At 46.1% G+C, this 24,070-nt stretch carries 25 protein-coding genes and 1 riboswitch; of the genes, 2 read left to right on the top strand and 23 right to left on the bottom strand.

Features of this window, described 5'->3' with window-relative positions; genetic code table 11:
- From A4E54_RS08990 to A4E54_RS08900, 19 genes are all read right to left on the bottom strand, one after another.
- Positions 1-923: oligosaccharide flippase family protein (locus A4E54_RS08990; RefSeq protein WP_286725709.1), on the bottom strand; the 923-nt coding region annotated here is incomplete at its 3' end.
- 82 nt (positions 924-1,005) lie between these two features.
- Complete coding sequence (locus A4E54_RS08985) at positions 1,006-2,304, bottom strand: Coenzyme F420 hydrogenase/dehydrogenase, beta subunit C-terminal domain (protein ID WP_240085102.1); 1,299 nt, start codon at positions 2,302-2,304, stop codon at positions 1,006-1,008.
- Positions 2,304-3,554 (bottom strand): polysaccharide pyruvyl transferase family protein, encoded by a 1,251-nt coding sequence (locus A4E54_RS08980; RefSeq protein ID WP_286725706.1) that lies wholly within the window; start codon positions 3,552-3,554, stop codon positions 2,304-2,306. Before A4E54_RS08980 ends, A4E54_RS08985 begins: the two co-directional genes overlap by 1 nt.
- A 24-nt stretch (positions 3,555-3,578) precedes the next feature.
- Positions 3,579-5,105 (bottom strand): hypothetical protein, encoded by a 1,527-nt coding sequence (locus A4E54_RS08975; protein WP_286725704.1) that lies wholly within the window; start codon positions 5,103-5,105, stop codon positions 3,579-3,581.
- Positions 5,106-5,225: 120 nt separating this feature from the next.
- Positions 5,226-6,305, bottom strand: a complete 1,080-nt coding sequence (locus tag A4E54_RS08970) for an acyltransferase (protein WP_240084298.1) — start codon at positions 6,303-6,305, stop codon at positions 5,226-5,228.
- A 46-nt stretch (positions 6,306-6,351) separates the two neighbouring features.
- Positions 6,352-7,536 carry a glycosyltransferase family 4 protein gene (locus A4E54_RS08965; RefSeq protein ID WP_286725701.1) on the bottom strand — a complete coding sequence of 395 codons (1,185 nt, stop codon included), beginning with the start codon at positions 7,534-7,536 and terminating at the stop codon, positions 6,352-6,354.
- A 3-nt stretch (positions 7,537-7,539) separates the two neighbouring features.
- Complete coding sequence (locus A4E54_RS08960) at positions 7,540-8,208, bottom strand: hypothetical protein (RefSeq protein WP_240084296.1); 669 nt, start codon at positions 8,206-8,208, stop codon at positions 7,540-7,542.
- A gap of 16 nt (positions 8,209-8,224) precedes the next feature.
- On the bottom strand, positions 8,225-9,217 hold the full coding sequence (locus A4E54_RS08955) for an NAD-dependent epimerase/dehydratase family protein (RefSeq protein WP_286725698.1): 993 nt from the start codon (positions 9,215-9,217) through the stop codon (positions 8,225-8,227).
- A 19-nt stretch (positions 9,218-9,236) separates the two neighbouring features.
- Positions 9,237-10,385: a radical SAM/SPASM domain-containing protein gene (locus A4E54_RS08950; RefSeq protein ID WP_240084294.1), complete on the bottom strand. Its 1,149-nt coding sequence runs from the start codon at positions 10,383-10,385 to the stop codon at positions 9,237-9,239.
- A gap of 33 nt (positions 10,386-10,418) precedes the next feature.
- Complete coding sequence (locus tag A4E54_RS08945) at positions 10,419-11,594, bottom strand: glycosyltransferase family 4 protein (RefSeq protein ID WP_286725695.1); 1,176 nt, start codon at positions 11,592-11,594, stop codon at positions 10,419-10,421.
- A gap of 29 nt (positions 11,595-11,623) precedes the next feature.
- Positions 11,624-12,352: a glycosyltransferase family 2 protein gene (locus tag A4E54_RS08940; RefSeq protein WP_240084292.1), complete on the bottom strand. Its 729-nt coding sequence runs from the start codon at positions 12,350-12,352 to the stop codon at positions 11,624-11,626.
- A gap of 59 nt (positions 12,353-12,411) precedes the next feature.
- On the bottom strand, positions 12,412-13,617 hold the full coding sequence (locus A4E54_RS08935) for a geranylgeranyl reductase family protein (RefSeq protein WP_240084291.1): 1,206 nt from the start codon (positions 13,615-13,617) through the stop codon (positions 12,412-12,414).
- Positions 13,618-13,644: 27 nt separating this feature from the next.
- Positions 13,645-13,908 (bottom strand): hypothetical protein, encoded by a 264-nt coding sequence (locus A4E54_RS08930; protein ID WP_240084290.1) that lies wholly within the window; start codon positions 13,906-13,908, stop codon positions 13,645-13,647.
- A gap of 227 nt (positions 13,909-14,135) precedes the next feature.
- Entirely contained in the window at positions 14,136-14,903 is a 768-nt protein-coding gene (locus A4E54_RS08925) for a LytR/AlgR family response regulator transcription factor (protein ID WP_240084289.1), read from the bottom strand.
- Positions 14,904-14,921: 18 nt separating this feature from the next.
- Positions 14,922-15,053, bottom strand: a complete 132-nt coding sequence (locus A4E54_RS08920) for a cyclic lactone autoinducer peptide (protein ID WP_240084288.1) — start codon at positions 15,051-15,053, stop codon at positions 14,922-14,924.
- Positions 15,047-15,697: an accessory gene regulator ArgB-like protein gene (locus tag A4E54_RS08915; RefSeq protein ID WP_286725691.1), complete on the bottom strand. Its 651-nt coding sequence runs from the start codon at positions 15,695-15,697 to the stop codon at positions 15,047-15,049. The genes A4E54_RS08920 and A4E54_RS08915 overlap by 7 nt, the downstream gene beginning before the upstream one ends.
- A gap of 5 nt (positions 15,698-15,702) precedes the next feature.
- The gene (locus tag A4E54_RS08910; RefSeq protein WP_240084286.1) at positions 15,703-17,079 is read right to left on the bottom strand and encodes a sensor histidine kinase; all 1,377 of its coding nucleotides are present in this window, start codon (positions 17,077-17,079) and stop codon (positions 15,703-15,705) included.
- Positions 17,080-17,268: 189 nt separating this feature from the next.
- Positions 17,269-17,375, bottom strand: a riboswitch (cyclic di-GMP riboswitch).
- Positions 17,376-17,548: 173 nt separating this feature from the next.
- Positions 17,549-18,361 (bottom strand): CPBP family intramembrane glutamic endopeptidase, encoded by an 813-nt coding sequence (locus A4E54_RS08905; protein WP_240084285.1) that lies wholly within the window; start codon positions 18,359-18,361, stop codon positions 17,549-17,551.
- A complete protein-coding gene (locus A4E54_RS08900) occupies positions 18,354-19,193 on the bottom strand; it encodes a DUF1616 domain-containing protein (protein WP_286725688.1) in 840 nt (279 codons plus the stop codon). Before A4E54_RS08900 ends, A4E54_RS08905 begins: the two co-directional genes overlap by 8 nt.
- A gap of 225 nt (positions 19,194-19,418) precedes the next feature.
- Here A4E54_RS08900 and A4E54_RS08895 point away from each other — a divergent pair, with 225 nt between their 5' ends.
- Together A4E54_RS08895 and A4E54_RS08890 are read left to right on the top strand one after the other, a co-directional pair.
- The gene (locus tag A4E54_RS08895; RefSeq protein ID WP_240084283.1) at positions 19,419-19,634 is read left to right on the top strand and encodes a DUF3892 domain-containing protein; all 216 of its coding nucleotides are present in this window, start codon (positions 19,419-19,421) and stop codon (positions 19,632-19,634) included.
- Positions 19,635-19,862: 228 nt separating this feature from the next.
- The gene (locus A4E54_RS08890; RefSeq protein ID WP_240084282.1) at positions 19,863-20,456 is read left to right on the top strand and encodes a hypothetical protein; all 594 of its coding nucleotides are present in this window, start codon (positions 19,863-19,865) and stop codon (positions 20,454-20,456) included.
- Between the two features lie 20 nt (positions 20,457-20,476).
- Here A4E54_RS08890 and A4E54_RS08885 read toward each other — a convergent pair whose 3' ends face one another.
- The 4 genes from A4E54_RS08885 to A4E54_RS08870 form a co-directional block, all read right to left on the bottom strand.
- Positions 20,477-21,589 carry a DegT/DnrJ/EryC1/StrS family aminotransferase gene (locus A4E54_RS08885; protein WP_240084281.1) on the bottom strand — a complete coding sequence of 371 codons (1,113 nt, stop codon included), beginning with the start codon at positions 21,587-21,589 and terminating at the stop codon, positions 20,477-20,479.
- A gap of 138 nt (positions 21,590-21,727) precedes the next feature.
- Complete coding sequence (locus tag A4E54_RS08880) at positions 21,728-22,747, bottom strand: Gfo/Idh/MocA family protein (protein ID WP_240084280.1); 1,020 nt, start codon at positions 22,745-22,747, stop codon at positions 21,728-21,730.
- Positions 22,735-23,373, bottom strand: a complete 639-nt coding sequence (locus A4E54_RS08875; RefSeq protein ID WP_240084279.1) for a YveK family protein — start codon at positions 23,371-23,373, stop codon at positions 22,735-22,737. Before A4E54_RS08875 ends, A4E54_RS08880 begins: the two co-directional genes overlap by 13 nt.
- The coding region (locus tag A4E54_RS08870) for an N-acetyltransferase (RefSeq protein WP_286725684.1) at positions 23,360-24,070 on the bottom strand (711 nt) is incomplete at its 5' end. The genes A4E54_RS08875 and A4E54_RS08870, both read right to left, overlap by 14 nt.

Below are 24,070 nucleotides of genomic sequence, written 5' to 3'. Positions count from 1 at the left end.
TCCCGGCCCAGCCTCTTTTGGTTGTGGGAGCCCTCGGCAAAAAGAGACTGGGCCGCTCCCGCGGGGATGAAGGTCAGCACCTGCACCATCATCCAGGCAATGTAAAAGTAAGCGTTTTCCTCAGAGCCGAGTGTGTTTAAAACCATTAACGGATAAATAAATCCGAGGATATTATTAAACAAATTACCGATATAATTGGCAAAGGAATAGGGCAATACTTGCTTCATCATCTTCCCGTCCAATAAAGGCTTGGGAAAGTAGCCCCTGTAAACCGCGGGCAAAAACCGGAGCCAGGAGAGGGCCACTCCCGCCAGAGTGGCTGCTCCATTACTTGTAAAAATGCCATAGCCCTGCAAATGAGCAAAAACAAATATCGGCAGGGGCAGCTTGACCAGGCTGATAAACGTGTTCTGCCAAAAAACATAGTTTGCCGAACGGCCGGCCGTCAGCACGCGCTCAACGAGAAGCGCCAGAATCGTGGCTACGGAAAACAACACAAATAGAAAAGACATCCAAAAGCTCTCTCGCACAAAAACCAACGCCGGCGACCAGTGAGCCATGCCGGAAAGATAAACAATCGACCCCAGCACCGCGATTATGCCGGCCAGAGTAAATCCGCTGTTAATCAATGCGCCGGACTTTTCTCCAGCCTGCGGTAAAAAACGGATCATCCCTATTCCCAATCCCAAGCTGGCCAGCATGGCCACCAGCCCGGAGGCGGATACGAGCCCGGAACCGATGCCTACTTCAGCAGGCGTAAAATACCTGGCCATGAGGTTCCAAAAAACAAAGCCCAAGAACGACGTTGTCAAACTGTTCAGCACGAGGTAAAAAGCATTGTTATAAAGGGAGGAGCCATGAACATTTTTCAAATAAAAATATTCTTTGATATTTCGCTTGATTTTTTGCTTGTTTAGCGTCAATTATCTTCAAACCTCTTACGGCTAATCCGAGCGGGGAAATCGCCAGCTTTTATTAGCCGGGTTATTATAATTTAATCTAAAGTTAATTCCTCAAGAAAAGTGATTTGACTCTTTTGCCAGCTTTCCAGGTATAACAACATAAATCAACTGCATAAAAAGAATAATCGCCGGACCGGATCAGCAGGTAATCAAATGCCGCTTTGAACAAATCCGTAATTTTTACTTTTCCCTTTGGACGCCCTGAGTAGAGAGGTATACTTTGTTTAAAAAATTTTACCAGCATCCTTCGTGCTCTATTGCGCTGTCTAACCTCCTGCAAAAGCTGTGATTCCTTTATTCTTTCCTTTCCGATTTCCGAACCGGCAATCACTCCGTCTTCAATTGCTTTATTAATTAAATCATCGGCAAAAGGACTTCTCACAATAAAAAGAGTGCTTCCTATTTTTTCGCTCCTGTTATATTCCGGAAGATAGGGATCCATAAAGGAAACGTCACCAAGCTCACCGCTCTTATCATCGCAGAGAAAACACCTGCGAGGCCAGAAAAACCTTTGGAAAATGAAACCCCAGTATTTAAAATCCAAGTGTTCAACAAAGCGTTCACTTCCGTCCTGATACCTGACGGTCATTGCGCCGGGCCAACCGTTACCCCGGTAGAATATTTCTTTAACCGCCCGACCGGTGTTTAACTTGCTCAAAAGATATTGAGTTGCCCGAAAGGTAGGAGTATGGTTGCATACTAAGCAGAAATGCAAAATTATCTTTTCTTTTAATTTTTCATTTGCTTTTTCCGCTTTTCTAACGCCGGCGATATGGCACGGCAACCCCACCACCGCGTAATGCCCTTCAGAGTAAAGAATCTCTCTCAGTGAATTATTAACTGGTATGGGACAATACCGTGAAGTTCTGGCGCAGATAATCTCTTCTATCGTCCTTGCGACAAAAGAATACGGCTCTAATGGCTTTCTCTCATCGGCCCTGACCACCAAAGCGCCATCAATTATTCTTTCTTTTAAAGCGTAAGCTAATAAAGCCGTGATTATTCCTCCCGATGACGAGGAATATCTAATGTGGCAATCGGAGGCGCAACCGGCATAGCACTTAATGAGGCTGCCGAGCAAAGGATCATTTGCCTCTTGGCCAAAAACGATCTGGTTTAGGTTTTTGAGATCAATCTCGCGCCCCGGACAGACGCTTAAGCAGATTCCACAAAGATTGCATTTGTCTTTAGCAATATTAGGAAGATATATACCACTTTTCTGATCAATTTTTAATATAATAGATTTTTTAGGACACACGGCTGCACACGTACCGCATCCCGTACATAGCCAGGAGCTGATTATCCCGGCAGATTCCACATTATTTGACGGTTTCATATTCATCACTCAATTACTTGCTTAACTACTTCAGCAGCCTGCAAAGCAGATTCCCTGGCTTGTTCAGCCTTTTCCGACAAGTATCGACGAACTTTTTCTCTATCTTTCCATTGTTTTAATGTCGCTTCTATTAAGTGCTCCAGGCTCGTGGACTGGTAGTCGAAGACAAACTCATCAAGGCCGACCAGGGACATAATTCCTTTATATTTATGAGCCCACCCTAAAACAATGGTTGGAACACCCGAGGACAAGGCCGCGATACAGGCATGCATATAAGAGCCCATAAACAGATCACACCTACTTATAATGCCTTTTAGTTCCCGGGAGGAGTAGTTGCCATTAACCACCACAACCTTGGACTTGTTCTTGAGATTTTCAAATACTCTTCTTTGCGTATCACGCGAATCTTGACTTGATTCATCGTAATGAGCCACATGCGGCACTAATATTACTTTTACTTTCATCTCCTCAATAATCGCATCAATATATTTTGCCATTTGAGATACATATTGATCATTCCTGATTTCAATCAATCTGCTTACCGAGATGCCCACCAGCGGCTCGTTATCAGTTAGCTGAATACCTTCGGAAATTAATATTTCTTTGATTCTACTATGGGGAGCAGGATCGAGAGCAAACGCGCAATCAGCTTTTAAAAAAACATTTTTATTTTTTACATTTATTGATCGCAGAGCGTTTATACTTATTTTCTCCCGCAGTATTATTGCTTTGGCCCTATTAAAGCAAAAACGTACAGGCCAACGTGAATACCATCTAAAAGGGCCTATTGATTGTGAATAGATAACATAGGGCTTGTTAAGAATAATAGCCGGCAGAACTCCCAAGCAATTTTTTATGGCAACTGAATAAAAATTTTTATGATCGGCAATTGTATCACCACTTAAGTCAATTACCATGTCAGCCTCGTTATAAGCTTTCAAGAAAGTCTGATTCAGCTTTAATTTATTTAAGCATATGAATTTTTGTAAAATAGCTGTCAAGATACATATTATTATGTGATATGAATAACAGATAAACGTGTGCCGATTGCCATTCATCGGATATCCGCGCACAGATAAAATATCATTCTCTTTATTTATTGCTTTTGCAGATTCCTGATCAAATTCATAAACATATGAAAGCAAAAGAAATTTTGCATCTCTATATACTTTTCTAAAAGCGGAAATTGTACTGACAACCTGGGCCTCAGAACCCTTATTATAGGAACAATTGGTATTAATTAGCAAAATATTCATAGCGGAATAATTTCCTCCATTTAATTACTTGATGTCTACGTTTCTATACAGGAGAAATCTGCCGTCATCATAAACCGCATCAAGAGGTAAAGATTCCAGCCATTTACCACGACGCAAATTTACCGAATACCCCCAGGTATCGCCAAAAAACGGCCTGTCGTCGGTATTTATCAATAAGTACCCCGCTCCCCTGCGCTTGAGAGCATCAAGGAGAGGCGCCGCTGAACCATCCTGAGCGTCTTTTAAAGTAAGCGCATCTTTTACCAGAGGTGATACGTTAACTTTATAGTTTCTTTTCTCATCTGCAAGCAGTATCCACAAGTTTGACGCGTAACCGGCGTCCGCGGCTATCAAGCCGGCGTCAACATTTTGCGACAGGTAGGCTGCCACCGGCCGGACCTTGTCGACAGCGTAAGGTTTTGCACCAAAAGAACCGCCTTTTTGCAAGGAAAAACTCAGGCTGGCAACGGAGACGATGAGCACCAGACCGATAACAATCGAGCTGAAGATCATTTTATGTTTTTTGAGGTTGCAAATGATGCTTAAAGCACAGAGAAACCCAAAAGCTACGAGGAATCGCGTCGAAATGATAGACGTTTTCAACAAATATGGCAACGCGGTACAGCATGTGCCGAATACGATAATGGTATACAACCATTGACGTGAATTCCGTTTTTCCGGGCTGCGGATTCCGCTGGCAACGATTAGCACCATAGAAACTGCAGACATCAATATTATTAATCGCAAACTCCATAACCGCATTTGGCTCATCAAGTCGGTTCCCAGGAGGATTCCTTGCAAACCGGTATTTTCCGCTCCTAATCTCGCGCGAATCGCATCCAGGGTGTGATTTAAAAATTCTTGAATACTTAGAGCAGGCATCTCCCTGGCGAGTATCGGAGGCGAGAGGAACAAAAAAATGGCTAATACCAAGGTGGAAATCCCCCGTGGCAGGGCAACGTTACCGCGTGAAATAACCCGAAACTTGTTCTTAGTAGCTGCGAAGCTAATAATTATTACAATAATAATTGCCAATGTGGCGGTGTAATAGGTCCCTCCAGCCATGGCGGCGGAAATCAAACATATAATCAACCATGGAAAGATTTTCTCTCCCGGACTCTCTAAAAGCCGGATAAAACTAATTACAAAGAGAACCAACACTATGGCCCCCAGAATGGCTCTGCCATTCGTTAAAGCCTGAAAGTTCGTGAATACATTCAATCCGAAGTAGGTCATGGCCAATAACAATGCGTAGCCGTTACTCTTACTAGATAACACGTATCTGGCCAACACGAAGAATAATAGGCTGCCTAATCCGGCAACAGGTATGTAAGCCACCTTCTCATACGGCAGTCCCGTGACAGAGATCAAAACAGCATGAAGTATACCGGGCAAAGGGTAAGACTCTTCTATTTCCAAGTCGCTGGCAAGTCTCTTTTGCGCTAATTTCAAATCGCTGGAGTCAACAATATGACTGTTTTCATATATGTTGATGCCATTGATCACGCTGGGAGAGAAATATGGCTCGGCATATTGCAGGTAATAGGGCAAGCAAACAGCCGCAAGAAAAATAATCAAGGCTACTAGCGCGGAAAGTCTTTTTATAACCAGTTTAAGGCCCTCCTCATCGAAATCGCATTTAACAAACGGTATGAGGCTTTGGAAAAATAATTAACCGGAGGCGCTTTTTTGCGCGGGGAAGGGGATATTTATCGGCCTGTCATTTCGCCCTATCAGCAGGTAGCCGAGTGGTACCCTGTTAAGTCCTTCTGTCAGCAGATAACTGGCAAACAGTGTTATCACTAGAACTGCAAAAGCCCCTTCACTCCTAAGGTTAATTAGGTTTAACTCTTTAAAGAATGCGTATAAAATTTTCAAGATAAGGGGATGAGACAGGTATATGCCAAACGAATTTGCCCCAAATCTGCCTAAAAGACTGCTCTTAAGGTGTGGAGCGAGGTAAATAAATAGAACAATAATGCACAGGGTGTAAAGTTTATTTTCAAAGGTAACGGTCTGGGGAATCTCTGTAACGGTCTTTTTCAGCACTAATGCGGTGTAATAAAAAACGCATATTTTAAAGAGGAGTACCGTGCCAAGTAAACCGATAATGGCATTTATATATTTATTAATAAAGACCTTGAATTCATCATAATACTGCCCGATATAGCAGCCTGCCAGGAAAAGAAATAGGAAGAACCGCACCTGAAAAAAGTCCAGCACTTCTTTTGAGACGGCATTTTGCAGACGTATTTGGAAGTAATGCTGAAGAACCAAGGCTAATACCAACCACCATGGTGTTTTAATTTTTCTGACGACAAACCTGAATAAAGGGAATAGTAAATAGAGGCAGTAAACCAAGGGAATAAAATATAAGTGCCAGTAGGCGCTTCCGTTGCCGAGTGCCGTGAATAAATCCGCCTTGGAAATACCGGCCAGTTTGCCGGTATACTCCAGGTAGATTAACGACCAGATAACATACGGAATGAGAATAAGGCTTCGGGAGCCGACGAAATTGAGATAATTAAACTGCTTGTCCTTGTATCGCATGCACAACAATATGCCCGAGCATGTAATGAAGGCAGAAACCGCGAAACCAGTCAATTGGTGATAGACAAAAAATGTACTCATCGGAACTTTCAAGGTGTGTGTCGATGGTTCTACCAAGAGAATACCCGCACCGATATGAATCATGATGACAGCAATGATTGCTATACCACGAATGTTATCAAATTCTTTTAATCTGATCATTTTGGCCCCTCCCCATAACCATAACCCGGTAGATTATCACCTTAGGTTAAGCAAGCTGATAATAGTCATTAATAGAAGCGACAACTTTTTTCAAAGAAAAATGCTTTTTAAAAAAATTATTAATGAATTTCTCAGAGTAATCCCCTTTATTTAAAGACAACTCAATCACATCAGCTAATTTCCCCTTATCACCAGGTTCAACTAGAATCCCAGTTTTATTATTCTTCACAATATCTTGCAAGCCGCCAATATTAGATGCCACAATCGCCTTTCCGCAAGCCATTGCTTCAAATGCCACAGTTGGACAGGGATCGGCCCATATAGAGGGAATTACCACAAACCTGCATTTCTTAAAAGCTGTTACAACTAATTTTCTGGGGGGATTTTCAAATACGATAATATTATCCTTTCGCAGGCCGGCATACTTCGGCCTGCCCATCAGCACGAGTTTTGTCTTCGTCTTTATTCCGCTGAAAGCTTCCGCTAATATATCAACACCTTTAAAAGGAGTAAACTCACCGACATAGAGAATAAAGTCTTCCGGCAGCTCGTTGACATGATCATTTGTTCCTTGGGCCATCTCTGCCGGATTATAGAAATTAGGTATAACGGTAATCTTCTCTTCCGGAAATCCGGCGCTCACATATCTTTGTTTCACATAAGAACTGACGGCAATATATTTATCCACCGATGAGTTCAAGAGATTATGGTGCGTTCTGACGCCATAGAGGGTAAGAAGGTCTTTTGCCACGCCATAAAACTTTTTGCCGCAGTTCAAGCAACCGTTTAAAGAGTGCTGTTCACACAAATGCCTGTTGTCCCTTAATAAAGTTTTAGTGGGGCAAAAGTAGCCGTAATCATGTAAGGTAGTAATCAGGGGCACCTTGAATTTTGACTTCAACTTTGCCACCGAATAAAGCACCCATCCGTGCACGTGGATCAGATCAGGCTGCTCAGCTTCGATTATCCCCTCAAGCTTTTTCACCACCACACCGTCAGGAACCGGGGCATGGTGCCTGACATTGCTCTGCGCGTAGAGAAAGCCAAACTTTTGAATAAACCCGCATATCTTGTAGACTTTTACATTATCCTCGTGACTGACGCTTTCTTCCGGGTCGATATAAACAATGCTGACCTTGTGCTTTAGTATGGCCAGCTCTTTTGCCAGGATATATCCGTGCCTGTACATGCCCCGGCCGTCATTTGCATCCAACACCATTAATATTTTCATGCTCTACCCCCTTCGTCCCAGTACATAATGGTGGTGAGCCAGCAGCAATTTAAACGGTTTGGGCAGTTTTTCAAAAAAACTTTCTTTTATATCCTGGGTTTTAATCATAGTTTTAGGCGCCATACCCCTAAAAAATTTCCCTCCCTCATAAAAATCCAACACAAACCAGGGCACGTCAAAAGCACCCACTTTGAGCACCTCTATGTTTTGACGCCGAAACTCTCTTTTGATGGGGGTATTATTCATTTTTGACAACACGCCGTGATCCCAGGCTGTCCCTTTGTACACATGATACCAGTAATGCAAAAGCAGCACATTATACCGGTTCTGAGTAATCACCAGGAGATAGCTCCTGGATAAATTCTTCATCTTTGAGACCAGGTATTGAGAGGACGGGCAGTTTTCAAATTCACAAAAATTCCAAATCAGGTCATATTTTTTTGTATTGCCTTCAGGATATAACCGATACCGGTCGACTTCGCAACCGTTTTCCCTAAAATACTCGTTGTTATCCTTACCCATTAACTGGTTGCAGGGAAATTCACAGACGCTTTTGATTTTATACTTCGCCACTAAATCGCGTACGATCTTGCTGAATATGTATTTCTCATACAACATTCCGAACTGGATAAGATTATCATCCGGAGTTACCGGGATTTGTTCACTGATCATTAACTTTACTCCTCTGCTAATTTAGCCATCCGTTTTCTTTAAGCCACCGCACTGTTTCGGGAACACGTTTCCGCGTGTCGAAAGGCGTGTAAGACAATTCTCTTTTGGCCCTGCCGGCATCGTAATACCACGGTAAAGCTAAAATCTTGGCACTCATGGTTAAAGAGGGACTTTTTTTAACCGGTCCAAGGATGGCGTCATAACTCCGTGTGCCCAGGAATAACAGTGTTTTTGAGGGAATGTTAATAATTTTTACCTTGCGTCCCAAACTGTCGGCGATCATTTCAATCAACTCTTTAAAGCAAATGGGCTGTGAATCAACAATTGTATAAACCCTTTTTCCACTTCCCAAAGATGAATCAAGCGCTTTTACCATAGCGTCGACCAGACCATCGACATAGGTAAGGTGAATTTTATTTTTCCCCCCGCTGATTAAAGGGAAGTAACCTTTTTCAGCCATGCGGATTATCCTTAATAAAAACCCGTTGTCCTCAGGTCCATAAGTGATGGAAGGACGTATCACCACCGTATCAAGACCACTGCTAGAGCATTCTATGACCTGCTTTTCGGCCAGTGCTTTTGACCTGTGGTAATTGCTATCGGGATTATACGGGGTGTCTTCACTGGCAGGCAGGCGCAGCGGCATTGTGCCCAAGACCCCGACGCTGCTCAGGTACAAAAATTTTTTTACGCCCGCCCGCCCGGCTGCTTCAAGCAAGGAACAGGTGGCGTCAACGTTTATCTTGAAATAATCCGACCAGGGCAGTCTCATCTCCCCGCGGATAGCCGCGCAGTGGATAACGTAATCGTGCCCGCTGATTAACCTGCAGGCAAGCTCCCGGTCGCACAAAGCACCCAGCTCTTCTTTCAGCAGCTTAATATGCGGAGACCCTTTCAAGGCATTCTCTTTTCTAACCAGGCAGGTGACCTGTTCACCCCGCCTGGCCAGGTGTCTGACCAGGTGACCGCCGATAAAACCAGTGGCGCCCGTAAGGAATATCCTACTCATTGCACCGCACCCCAAACCTTTATTTCATACCCATCCTGGCCCCAAGATAATTGCCCATGACTCCCATCATCGCCTTTGGAGTAAGCGTCATGTTTGTGTAGTGCACATTGGCCATGGGACAGTAGCAGTCTCCCTTAAACACCTGATTCCTTACCTGAGCCGCCTTTGCGGAGTGCCAGAACTTGTTGAAGTCCAGGTCAAAATCCCTGAGATTGCCCATATCCGCCTTATAGGCCAATATGCAGCAGGGCCAGACATCCCCCCAGGGCGATATCTGCGCCGAGACACGACCTGCGTAGCAGGGTATGATTCTTCTTTTCTCTCTCATTTCCGTAATGACATAATCATAGTATTTTAGCCTGAAAGCCTGGATCAGGCCGGTAATGCCTTTATTCCGCAGCAGGCTTTCCCTGATTTCATGCTGTAAAGGACGGATTGTTCTTTCGTAAAGGTCGATTGACGGCGCGATATGGTCGGTTACGTTCAGCAACTCCTCCCTGTTTTCAGCAATCTCGCAAATATAGGAGTCCGGGACTAAACGTTTTTTGACATAGTCAAATAGCTCCAATATCTTCTCCACATTGAATTTGGAAACAACGCTGTGCACTCCCAGCTCAAAGGAGTGAGGATAGGTTTTTTTCAGCTCTTTCAAAGCGTTAAAAGTCTTCATGAACCTTGCGAAATTTCCGGGTACGCCCCTTATTTCGTCATGCCTTTCCCCAATCCCGTCAAGCGATAAATTGATAATTAAGGTGGCATGCAATGGAAGAATGCTTAAAATACGCTCTGTTTCCCTGACAATCCGGTCAACCAGCAGGCCGTTCGTAGGAATAATCAGTACCTTGGGAGCCGAGTTTTTGATAATCGATCTGACAATCTCAACAATATCCTTCCTCAGGAAAGGCTCCCCGCCACTCAAGGTATACCAGATCACGGACCGTCCGATACTCCGAAAAATCTTGTCATATTCGTCGAGAGTAAGTTCTTTACCGGGCTGCTCATTCCTGGGGTCCTTCCAGATATTGCAGGTCTTGCACCTGCTGTTGCATTTCTGCGTAATGCTGACTGTGAGGCTTAAAGGCCGCGTTTGCGGAAAGCCCAGTAGGCTTTGGGCCTTATAGCGTGCCAGGCGGTGACCTACTTCCGTCATAAAGCTGATTTTTAGCATTTTTTCGTAATCCTTTCAATCATGAATTACCTTTTAGCCGCGCTCGCGCTTGGCCATTTCTCCGATGATGTCTTCATATTTTTTCACGATGGCTTCCCAGGAAGTACCCGTAAACCGGTAGTTCTGGACTCCGTTCACCACCCAATTTTCATAAGCCTCCAGAAGACCGTCACGCAAGGCGTCAACATCTCCTACTGGAAAGAACCTTGCTCCGCCATACCCCTCAAGACACTCAACCAGGGTGTCAAGCTCCGCTGTAATCACCGGTTTGCCTTGAGCCACCGCGATATTTATTACCCCGCTGCCGCAGGTTCGCCAGTAAGGCAATACCACCACGTCGGCCGCGGTAAAGAGCTTGGGAACAGCCTCGTCAGGTATAAATTCCGGCTTGTAGATAATTCTGTCTTTGTGCGGTGTATTCTCCAGAACCTGCGCCAGCTCCGTATCGTCACCCCAGTTCTCGCCGGCGATGACCAGGTGCATATTGTTAGCCGATTCCGGCGATATATTGTTAAACGCCTTCACTAATAAGGACACTCCTTTATACTGGCGGATCATCCCAAAATAAAGAATGGTAAACCCCTTTAAATTAATTTCTTGTCTGGCAAGCTCCCTGTCCAATGTTTCATACATATTGTAAGGTCCATGGGGAACGACATTTATTTTTTCCCCGGCCAGCTTATAAGTTTTCATAATGGCCTGCCTGGCCTCCTCAGAGTGGGCCGTGTAACCGTCGCACGCTCTGATTAACGCTTTCCCGCCCACCCTGGAATAAACCCGGATCGGAAATATTTTTTCCTCCAAGGTGTCCACCACTTCATGCATTTCAAGAATAAGCTTGGGTCTAATGCCGTTCATACGCCTGGATACGGCTAAAAAAAACTGCATATGCGCCACAGAGGATGTCCACCAATGCATTATAATGGCATCCGGCTTTTGGCGTGACAGAAACCGTTGCGCTCCTATCCAGGATGCGGGAGCATTCCAGTCCATACCGTTATAGACCTCTATTTCGGGACGGAAATCTATTGTGTATTCTCCTTTGCCGACACGATCCCGGCCCGGGTATAAAAACAAGGGCACCAGATTTTGCAGCAATATGACGGACACCTTATGCCCCTGCTCCGCAAAGGCGTTTGCCATCACAATCGTATAAGCGGAGATGCCGCTGAAAAACTTTTTGGAAGAACCCACTACACATATTCTCATAAACGTTATCCTCTTGTAGAAAACCAATCTCAGCCCGGCAGGCCCGGTTTTTCAATACGCCGGAATACTAGCGGAAAGAATTTTAAAATAGTCTTAAAAATCCTGTAGCCGTCTTTTAAACCATTTAGTTTTGCTTTGCCGACCCTGTCCCGGTACGTAATATGAATATCCTTCACTCTCAGTCCCATCCTGGCAGCCTTAATACATATTTCCGACTCTATGCCAAACCCTTTGGATTCAAGATTCATGCTCTTGAGGTAAGTTCTCTTCATTCCATATAAACCTGTCAGGGGGTCATATCCCTGAAAACCATATATATATCGAATACTGTTTCTAAACATGGCATTACCGATTCTATTAAAGGCCGGGATATTTTCATGACCGGTTTTACGCGAGGCCAAAGCCATATCATAGTTTTCCAAAGCTTTCGCTAATGCCAAAATTCCTTCCGGCGGGTAAGTATTGTCAGCATCAATGAATATAATGTTTTCTCCCCTGGCTTCTTTGATGCCGGTTTTCATGGCGGCGCCTTTGCCGGAGTTGCGCTCGTGGGAAATAACCCGGCAGGGAAACCTTTGCGCCACCTCTCTGGTTCTGTCTGAGGAACCATCGTCCACAACAATTACTTCAAAACTTTCATCAATCAACTTAAAGACATCATTTAAAACAATGGGCAATCCTTCTTCTTCGTTGTAGGCCGGTATAATCAAGCTGTATTTGGTATCATTGAAAAAACTTTCCGCCCTTTTGTTATTCACCCAAACCCACCCTCCTCGCATAAAAAATTATCGACTGTCAAAAGCGCAATTTTATTTTTCTAGGCCCGGGTTGCCGAGCAGTAGTAGAGTATTTTTTTAAATCCCGCCATAATAAATTTTTCCGCCCAGGGTCCGGCAAAGGATAGCTTGTCTGCCAACCTTGACGGATAGTCGATATCGCCGTATCTTGATATGATCCCCTGCCATAAGGGACGGCTTAAAAACCGGATTAATTTGTCCATGTCCCTGTCGGACATAGTAAGGAAAATATTCCTGTGCCTGAGGGCCGTCTGTATTTCGTCAGCCATCTCTTTTTCCCATAACCGCTGGTATTCCCTAAGGAAATGCGGGGATAGATTTCCTTTCGCGAGCGCTTTAGCCGCTACTTTGGCACAGAGTTCCGCACCCAGCAGTCCAAGATACAGCCCTCCCCCTGATATTGGCTTGGTCTGGCAGGCGGCATCCCCCACCAGCAAGGTTCTCCTTCCGTAAATTCTGGCAAGAGAACCAACGGGGACAACGCCGCTCGTACCGCGGATAATTTTCATCCCCTGAAAAATTCCGGGATGGGCCTTCACCATTTTGTTAAAAAAAGTTCTTGGGTGCTTGTCCCTCCCGCTTACCCCGATCCCCACCCGCGCATGCTTTTCATCCACCGGTATGACCCATCCGAACCAGCCCGGCGCGATATCCCCGCCCAGGAAGATATGAACCATATCTTTTTCCCGACACTGCAGTTCCACTTCGGCCGCGCACATGCGGATCATGTCCTCCGCTTTGGGAGCGCTGATCCGGCGAGCGACACGCGAGTTGGCTCCGTCTGCGCCAATCACCAGGCAGGTCCTGACCGTAGACTCTCCGCCGCGAAATTTTAACTTTACGCTCACCCCATCGGTAAAAAATTCACCTATGCCGGCTCTGACCCCGGTCAGGATTTCCACGCCGGCGCGCTGGGCTCTTTCCGACAACGTACGGTCAAATTCCGCGCGGTCGATCACCAGGGCATATACCTTTTGCTCCCTGAAAAAAAGCGTTTCTCCGCCGGGAGAGTGCACAAAAGCACCGTGGATCTGGTTGATGATTAGGTCATCCGGCATGGCCGTAGCTTGCAGTGTTCTAAGACTGACGAGTCCCGAACACTGCAAAGGCTCGCCTATTTGCCGGTGCTCCTCGGCTACCAGCACCCTATATCCTTTTTCAGCAATGAGTCGGGCAGTCTCACAGCCCGCCGGACCTCCACCAATTACTACGACATCATGTTTCATACGACAGTTCCTTTCATTGCCGGCTTATTAAAGGATCTTTACGATATTTACGAATACGATTGAGACAAAAACCATCAACAACGGAATGATGCCAACATTCAAGGCCCTATCCAGCGCGCCGGGCAGGGTAACTTCCGAAACGGATGAATTCTCCGCGGCCGCCCCCGCCAGTTCCTTTGCGATAAGCAACGCGATCAAGGTTATCGTGGCAATCAGGCCGAACCCGGTCACCAAGGATGGGACTGCGGCAGCCGTGCCGGCGCTAATCATGGCTACGGTAGTAACTGTCATGGTTCTCCTCCTTTCACACCTGAACATTGTTCTCCAGGATTCATTTAGTAATGGAATAAGAGATCAATTCACCTCCGCTGTGTTCTTTATATTGCCAATCTAAAGTTAGCAATTTAAGGAGTGATTGTCTATATTTGTTGTCTAAAAATAGCAATATCGTGTCTAATTCTTGCTAAATTTTGTCTGAATTTAGATTGATAAAAAAAGAAGGGCTCGTTTAGAACCCTTCAACCGCTCTTTGGAACTTTGGCATTTGTCAATTCTTCCAGTTCTTTAAATTTTTCCACTGTTATTAAAGGCCTTCGCTTGGTATTTTCCATAACCAGCTCATAGCTGCTTCTGCCGGTTGGAATAAGTTCCTTGACCATTTTTAAATTTACAATGAACCCGCTATGGCTTCTGAAGAACGGATACCCTTTCAATTGCTCTTCCAGGACAGACAGCTTATCGTTTGTTTGAACTTGTCCGCCGATAAAATAGATCGTGGACTTGCGGCCTTCCTTGGTAACATAGATGACATCATCAAGATTTAAATAAACAAACTTGTTGTCATTTCTAAAAAATTGTCTTCTGCTGATATTTTTATTAAAATATCTTAAGTTAGGCTTTGACCTGACGGCAGCTTTTCCGGACAGAACCGCTTTGACCCTTTCCATTGTCTGCCGGACCCGGTTCATTTTAAAGGGCTTGACGAGATAGTCGAAAGCATAGATATCAAAGGCTTTTTCTCTAAATTCGCTGAAAGCTGTGGCAAATACGATAAAGGTCATGGGATTGATGTCAAATATCTCCTGGGCCAGGGCAACACCGTCTTTTCCAGGAATACCGATATCTACAAAAACCACTTGGGGAGCCAGTTCTCCGATTAACTTTATAGCATCCAACCCATCTCCGGCCTCGCCAATGACTCTTACACCTTCAACTTCTTCAACTACTTTTCTGAGCACATATCGCATGTCCGGGTCATCTTCAGCAATAAAGACAGTTATTCTCATGTGAAATTACTCCGTCCTTTATTTGGATTTTACGGGAGGAGCGGGTTGGTAAAACCAGAAGAAACAAGCCGGTTTGAAACCGACCGCGGCAACTAATAAAGCTACCGTGACAACAGGAGTAAACGATAGTTTTTTAATGAATCTCAGCATTGGTTGGACACCTCCTTTCTCTTATATAGTGCTGTTAAAAAGTCATCAAACTTATGGATGACCTGATAACCAGGCGGGGAAAAACTGATTGTCTGGATAATGACGGCGGCAAGGCCGGCAATAGCGAGGGATAAGTAGGCATAGTGGGCAATCGCTATACTGGCCGCCAGCCATAGACTTAAATAGGTCAGTGAAAGAATTTTAAACATTCTCCTTTCAGAAATATTTGTGATCTTTTTATAGGGCACTTCCCCCGGCACCCAAGCTATCACACAGCAGAAGGATGTTACGTAGCCGGCCAGCAACGCATATGTCAGGAAATTGATTGATAGGCAACGTCCCCAATATATTCCCAATTCTCCGGCGCCAAGAAAAGTAAAAACTCCCAGGGTGAGGCATCTCCAGTAACCGGAGCAGTGGGCTCCGCCGCTTAGGAGCCGGTAAATGGCCCCACAGGCGATGGCAAAAGCTACTTCGGCAAATATGCCCAGGAAGTGCGCCAGACTGAGCAGAATAACCCCTTTGATGAGGGTGGCAAAAATAATTTCCAGGCCGAAGCGCAGTGTATCAATTTTACCAATATCCAGCGCCAGTTCCCTGGAAAGGTAGTTCGCGGTTTCCGTGGCCATCTGGTTTAAATTCATTAAATCTACCTCTTTTTTGATGGTATTGTGACGGCAAAGGTCGTCTCTTCAGGATCGCTGATAATCTCAATGTTACCGCGGTATTTTGTTACAATATCTTTGATGATTGACAGGCCCAAACCTGAGTGACCTTCTTTCGTCGTAAAATCCGGCTTGAAGACATTGTCTTTGATTTCAGGCATGATCGGGTCCCCCGTATTGCTTATGATGATTATGTACATCCCGTATTCACGTGCTATTTTTACTTTTACCTGCCTGAAATCACCGGTTTTGTCTTCCACGGCTTCAAGAGCGTTATCAATCAGATTTCCCAGCAATGAGCTTGTCTCACGAGGAGTTAAAGGTATTTCTTTGAGACTGCATTCAATGTTTATTTCCATTTCTATGCTTCTGGCTTCGGCCAGGCCTATTTTCGTGTAGAGAAGGGCGCTGACACTAAAATTATCAGTTTTTATCAAATCCACAGTTTTGGATACATCGCCGAATACCCCGCCTATATAATCCCGCGCTCTCTCAAAATAACCGCCTTCCAACAACCCGTAAATGGTTTGCAGCTGGTGGTGGAAATCATGCCTCTGTTTTCTGGAAGAATCAATTAATTGTTTGATCTGTTTTAAGTTTTCCTCCGCTCTCTTGGCCTCGTATTCCTTTTCCACGTGCTGTCCGATTTTTTTGACGGCGACAGTGGACAGTACCGTTAAAACAATGATAAATAACCCCATGAGTCCGTTAAAGATAATAAAATGTTCCCCCGGAAAAATATTCAACCTGACCGCGTTAAAAGCACTGTTTAAGATCGTCAGCAACAGTACGGGCAAAAGAACGACTACAAAGATAAAAATATTGTGCTTATTAATAATTTCTTCCTTTAAGTATTTTTGCATTTCTTTTCTTGATAAGTACCCTGAATAACTATATGCTTGAGAATAACCGATTAAAGATATATTAAAAATTTTACAGGCAACTATAAATATCAGCATGACAAAGGCTTGAGGAAGAAAGTATAAAACTCTGATAAAAGTGTAATTCCAGGCATCAGTCAGCGAAAAACCTTTGACATGCAGCAAGAACTGTATCGCTACGGTTTCTACCGAGCCGTAAAAAATTAGGCCAAGTAAAGAAGCAAGCATTACTATCCTGAATGGCAGGCGGGTAACCACGCGAATATTTAGAATGAATAAAAATGTTTCAAAAATTGAGTGGAGCCCGAAAGGTACCGGCAAGAGCCTGATGACATAAGCAAAACCCGCCTGTAAAACTCCGATTATTAGTAAATCGCGCCACCAGGGTCTGAGTCCTACCAGTAGAAACCCCAGGGCAGCCACCAGGATCGCTTCGGGAAACGAGACCAATAACAAAGATAAGAAAGTTATCGTGTTCAATTGGTTACCTTCCTTGAAGAATTATAATTAATTGAATAATAACATATTCCTGCCAACCTTGTCTAATTGTTACATTTTCTTGTCTAAAAGTTACATTTTCTTGTCTGATTTTGCACAGCAATCCCTGCAAACGAGAAGTACCGCTGCCGGCTCAATGTGCAGCGGTACTTTGCTTTTAAAATAGGTTTTTGCTGCAGCCCGGCGATCATTGACCGGCACTTCTGCTGAGACAAAGGACCGGTTTTAGACCCGTAGCTTTGCGCCCCTACCTTTCGGTAAGTTTGCCTTTTCAGTTGTTTCCAGGATTTGAGCAATACGATTGTGATATTTTACACAAATCAATTAAAAACAGCGCTCTTACAAAATAATAGACCCAAAGCATTCTTTTGGACGGTACTAAAATACCTATATTATGTGTATACGCTGTCTATAATATTTTTTTTGAGGGTCACGGGAAATTTTTCGTTTTTTATCTAAGAAGATACGGCCATATGATATATAAACCGATATTCGTTAATCCGTGAGCCAGGGAGACTCCTAAAAGCGATCTAAAGAAGCCGACGATCGTGGAAAAAAGCAGCGCAATGGCAAAAACTAAAACCAAGTCCGCCGGTGAACGATGCATAATATGCAGCATCGCAAAAATGAAACTAATGTGAATACTGCCGTACCACCTGCCTAATGTCTCCGCAGCCGCACGATACATAACCCCGCGAAAGATAAACTCTTCCAAAAAACCGGTGCTGACAAGCAGGATCAGCGCCGGAAGCCAGACATGCTGAAAAGTAAGCTCCGGCGCTAGAGGAGCGGGCCTTAATATCAGGTATTCTATTAAGCCCAGCGGCACCCCGAGGGAAGCCACCAGCAACTGAAGGGGCAAGCTGCCCACGATCAACCCGACATCCTCTGGCTTAAAGCTGGCATACCTCATCACGTACGCCGCCGCGGTAAAGAGTGGAAGACTGATAATCAGGTACATGTAAATAGGCGGAACGCCAACCAACGGCGTGGCAAGGCTCATGATCCGGATCAGCGGAGCCAGGGACAGCGCTAAGTAAACCAGATTTATCGCCTGTTTGTTGACCAGGGAAGCATGTACGAGCAAGGCTGCCAGCAGAACCACATGCCAGACAATCCCGTACAGCGGGTCATGGAAGGTTGTAACGACCTCCGCGGCAGTGATGGCAATAGCGTACAGCCAGACAAATAAGTGATCTTTTTTGGAAACAGCACTTTTGATTTCAGGATCCCAGGCTGAAAGATGGGCTTGCGTTCTACTCATTTTCGTTCACCAATAAATGCAGGAAGCGATAGGGTTCACTCTCCCCATCTTTAAATAGTAAAAACTCTACCTTCAGATTTTCATGGGGCTCATAAACACTGAGCTTAACGGATTCTTCCTTTTTTTCTCCATGGTTTAATACAAAAGGGCCCAGCCGTGCCTTCACATAACCGTCCATGCGCACCTCAGCGGCGTAAGAAACCGGACGGCATTCGTGGTTAACAATTCCCAAGATGACTTCCTTTTCCTCACCCGTTTTCAGAGCATGGGGATAACCTTCTGCCTCCCCACCAGGGCCCAAAATATAAAACTCTGTGCACTTCGCACTAACTTTTGGTGCAGCTGCGATGTAATGAAGGCCGCCTAGCGTAAAAATGATGGTTCCCGCCAGGGCTAACGAGAGAATTCGGTCCAACCTTGAAAGATTGCTCCATTTGATAGTGTCTGCGTTAAAAGAAACCACAAAGCGTTTTTCAACAGAAAGTTTATTTCTTCGGTAGATTGCGATAACGAACAGCAGGATCGTAAAAACCAAAAGCGTCAGCAATATGGAATAAAGCCTTATTCCCCATGGAGTGTAGTTCAGGATAAGACCCAGCAGCGGTACCACGGCTATACTTAGACCAAAGCTCAAGGCAACTCGTTCAATGACGTCGAGTTCATCCCTGGCTGGGAATAGAGCTGCAATTAAGGCATACCCGGGGGAAAACAGGACGAAAATCAATCCCAAGGCAAACCGCGCGGTCCCGCTCACCTCCAGAATTATTAATACCGCCAGGATAACAGAAAGAAATAGCATGAAAGGCAACTCGTGTTTTGCTTCTATCCTCAAAAATTCAACCCCTTTGAAGGACTAAGCGAGAGATAATAATACAATTAAACTTAGCAGTATTATAGCTGATTGTCTATTATTCTTGTCAAAAAACAGCAAAACCTTGTCTAAACATTACAAAATCTTGTCTAAATTTTGCAATGAATAATAACATTCATCGCTTACAGCGATGAAACGACTATATCGTTTACCTCCGGGCATACTAAAGTCAGGAGGGGATAATAAATGAAAATAGATAAAGTGAAGAAGAACGCGGAAGGCGACATCACTGACGTTATGATTGACAACAACGTATATGGCATTGATGAGGCCATCATGATGGCCAGAGACGGTAAAATTGAAGGAGTTAATGTGGCAAAAGCAAAGAGCGGAAAGGAATACCTTAGAAGCAATCCCGACAGCAGCGAAACAAACAATCTGGATAACCTGCCGACATTTTAAATGAGCCCCGCGGTATTCGCGGGGCTTATCATTATCGCTTGTTACAATTCTCACTAAGCGGGTCCTGTCCGGGCGTGAGCATATCCATATCCGGCGTATGGTCAGGTTTTAGTTAAGCCACATTGGCCTTTTGCCCCGGTAATTACTTGCACACTTCTTCGGCTGTTGAATACAATATCAGTAAATTCCTATTTCACAAAAAGGATCTAAAGGTGGTGATAGATATCAGTGAATAACAAAGAACTTCTATTTACCGGATTGCTGGTGTGCCTTGGCTTTGCCATTATTATCGGGGTTTATTTATGGAGAGGCGCAAGCGCTAACACTAAAGAAATAGAAGCAAGCAAACAGACCTATGCGAAACAAACCGAAGATCTGCAAAAAGCCGGTAAAACCGATAAGTCATCTCAGACGAATACATCCGGCGCTCAAAACTCCAGCAACAGCCCCAACAATACTCAACCCGCAGCGAATCAGGCGAACCCTGCAAACACAAGCACGGTCCAGAACCAATCACCAATCTCCACGCCCGCAGCGACGCTTAAAAGCATTAGTTCTATCGCCACGGGAAGCAAAGTTGGCGACGTTATTAAAATGGGCGATGTGGAAATGGTCGTGACCAAGGCTACGACAAAGTATAAAGTTATTGATATAACTTTGAACGGAAACACACCGGATCAGCCGCCAAAGCTGCTCTTAACAGAGAACAACCGGATCGTTTACGAAATACCCGCGGATGTCGACGTTGACGTAAATGTTACGGAAAAGACGAAAACAGAACAATCCCCGTTGTTTAATGGAACGAAAAAAGCCGGTAACTAACCGGCCTTTTCGTTAGGAAATTATACTTTCAGACGTATCGCCTCCGTCAGCGCTTCAACCACATAATCCATCTGTTTTTCTGTAAGGTTGTTGAAAAAGGGCAGCGCCAATGTTGAGGAAGCAGCAAGCTCTGTATTCGGAAAATCACCCGCGCGGTAACCAAATTTCTCCTGATAAAACGGCTGCAAGTGAATTGGCTGAAAATACGGCCGGCAATCCACACCATTCCCCTGCAAGTACGCCATAACCCGGTCCCGGTCAATACCCGGCACCAGGCGTACGACGTAGACAAACCAGCTGATCCTTACCCCCGGCTCCATATACGGGAGTAACACCCCTGCCAAACGCCCCAGTTTGGCGTTGTAAGCCATTGCCACCGCTTCACGCTTGGCCAGGATCTCATCTATTGACTCCATTTGCGCCACACCAAGCGCCGCGCTCAGCTCATCCAAACGGTAATTATAACCCAGCCGGCAGTGATTGAACCAACCGCCCGCGCCGCTCCTCCCCTGGTTGCGCATGCTCCGGCACAAACCGGCCAGGTCGCTGCTGTTAGTCGAAATAATCCCTCCCTCGCCAGTTGTGATCTGTTTGTTGGGATAGAAGGCAAACACCGCCGCGTCACTCTCGCTGCCCGCCATTTTTTCGCCATAGCGGGCGCCGATTGCTTCACAGGCATCTTCGATTACAGCCAGCCGGTGCTTGCGGGCGATCTCCATGATTCGCTCCATGTCCACAGGCCTGCCAAAGACGTGCACGGGAAGAATAGCCTTAGTCCCGGGTGATATTTTTTTTTCTATCATCTCCGGGTCCATATTTAACGTCAGGGGATCAATATCGACAAAGACCGGCCGGGCCCCCTCGTAGAGAATACAGTTGCTGGAGGAGACAAAACTAAAAGGCGAAGTAATCACCTCATCGCCCGCGCCGATACCCAACCCCCGCACCGCCAAGTGGAGCCCGCTGGTCCCGCTGTTCACCGCCACAGCTTCTTTTACTCCCAAATAATCAGCCAACATCCGCTCAAACTGCTCCACCCGGGGGCCGATACTGAGGATATTGCTGTCAAGCACTTCATTAACCAATTCCCGCTCCCGCCGGCCGATATCGGGAGACGAAAGAGGCACATTCATCTTCAGGCACCTTCCCTTTTTATTTCATCTGCCACTATTCAGCCATTCATAATTCAGCAGTCAGAATACTTCCAGACGATAAACAGTTCTCTCATTCTAACTTCTGATTTCTGACTCCTGACCCCCGAGTAGTTACGTTCATCTAAAACTCACCGGCATCCCCGTCTCGGCGGAGCGGTATATGCCAAGCACTGTTTCCAGCGCCTTTCTACCTTCGCGGCCGTCAACGGCAGGCTGGCCACCGGTAAGGATCGCTTTCACCATATCCCGCAAGACAGCCCGGTGGCCTGATTTCCCGGAGCAACTCATCCCTTCTTCCAAGCAGACCGCCCGATCATCCTCCTCAGTCCCACTGAAGCGCCAGGTCATTACTCTTTCAGCTTTTTCCCCGCCTACCACAACCGTTCCCTTTTCCCCGAAAACAGCAACGGTCTGTTCCAGGTTCCGCGGGTAAACAGTGGACGCGGCTTCGATCACCCCCAGGGCGCCGCTGCGGAACTTCAATACCGCCACACCGACATCCTCAGCCTCAATAGACCGGCACCGTGTCGCGGTGTAGGCGAAAACAGACTCAACCCCACCCATCAGCCACAAAAGGATATCAACAATGTGTATGGCCTGGTTCATCATCACCCCGCCGTCTTCCGCCTTCTTGCCCCGCCAGGAGTTGCTTGCATAATAAGCTTCGTCACGGTTCCACCGCACCGTCGCGCCGGCATGGCTCAGTATCCCGAAGCTCCCCTTATCAACAGCCGATTTAAGCATTTGAAAGAACCGGCAAAAACGTTTTTGCATAACCACCGCGAGGATTACCCCCGCTTTTTCGCAGGTGTTCACGAGCATATCCGCGTCCGCCAGGGTCAGCGCCAGCGGTTTTTCCACCAACACGTGTCTGCCCGAACAGGCCGCCATCACGCCCATTTTCGCGTGCAGGCCGCTTGGAGTGCAGATAATAATGACATCAAGATCCTGGTCTTCCAGCATCTCCTCATAGTCACAATAGCCTTTTACATTGTAATAAGCGGCAAAATCCCTTAAGGCATACGGATCAATATCATTTACCGCCACCAGTTCCGCCTGAGGCAAAGCCAATATTTCATCGGCATGCACCCTTGCTATACGGCCGCAGCCGGCAATGCCGAACCTTACTCCCGCCATGAGCCCGTATATTCCAAGACTGCCGCAAGCATGAAGGCTATCAACGCTCCGGCCAGACCGGCGACAAGCATGCTCATGAAAATGTTCGGACCCACGGGGCGCTCATCGGGAGAAGCCGGTATAATCACTTGCAGGTTGTTCATCTTCCATACTTCTTTTTCCTCCTGCTGCAGGAGCACGGCCAAGCTGCCGGCAATAAAAGCCGCCCGGTACGGATCGGTATCTTTTACCAGGATTTCCAGCAGTTCCAGGTCTTTCACTTTCCGGACAGTAATCATCCGCCTCAAGTCACCGGAACTTAAGCTATGTTCAACCCGTTCGGACAGCTTCCGCAGCACTTGCTCACTTTCCGCCAGTTCACAGTAAGTTCTCGCCAGCTGACGGTACATCATCAAACTGTTATAGTCCATACGGTTGGCGCCGGTGCTATTCTCAGAACCGTTTTCGGGCTGGCTGAGCCGTAAAATTGTGCTAGCCTGGTACTTTGCCGGCAAAATCATGCATGCCGCTCCTCCGGCAGTCAAGGCTATAATAATCGTCGCCAGCACCAGGAATAGTCTTCTTTTAATCAAAGCGGAAAAGTCAATATTATCCAATAATTCGTCCACCCCCTTAACGTTTTTCATGCTGCGGCACATTTCTGATTAACCTGGCGGGACAACCCGCCACAACCGTTTCCGGGAGGGTATCTCTGGTAACCAGCGCGCCGGCCGCAACAAAGGTTTCTTCAGCAACCATGACACCTGGCAAAATAACCGCCCCGGCCCCTACCCTGGCGTTTTTTCCGATTTTTGGCCCTTGAATCTTGACAAACCGCTCTTCCGTCCTCCCCATGCAATTGTCATTGGCGGTAACAACCATAGGCGCTATAAAAGCTCCTTCGCCGACCACGGTATGCGCAGTCAGGTACGCTCCGGTCTGGATTTTGGCATAATCGCCCACCACCACATCGTTCTCCAGCACCGCACCGCAGCCAATAATCACCCGGCGGCCGACCTGACACAGCTCTCTTACCGAGGCCATATCCCCGGCCATCACCTCCTCGCCCAAGCTGGTTCCCGCGTAAAGCACCACTCCGCTGCCGATGACGCCGCCCGGGCCGACCCGCAAGGGGCGTAAAGGAGCAGTCAAGCGGGTTGTGCTGGTTTTAGCCGGATGGGGCTGCTTGCCGATGACGCAGTTGTCGCCGACCAGGCAATTATCGCCAATGAACGTCCCCGGGTAAACGGTGACATTATTGCCCATAGACGTGCCGGAGCCAATATAGGCGCCCTCCCCAATCACCGAAAAAAGGCCGATAACACAGTTCGCGCCGATCGCCGC

It is taken from the genome of Pelotomaculum sp. PtaB.Bin117, from assembly GCF_002067195.1.
Taxonomy (GTDB): domain Bacteria; phylum Bacillota; class Desulfotomaculia; order Desulfotomaculales; family Pelotomaculaceae; genus Pelotomaculum_D; species Pelotomaculum_D terephthalicicum.
Note: the sequence above shows the minus strand (reverse complement) of the source record. Positions and strands in the feature narration are given on the sequence as shown.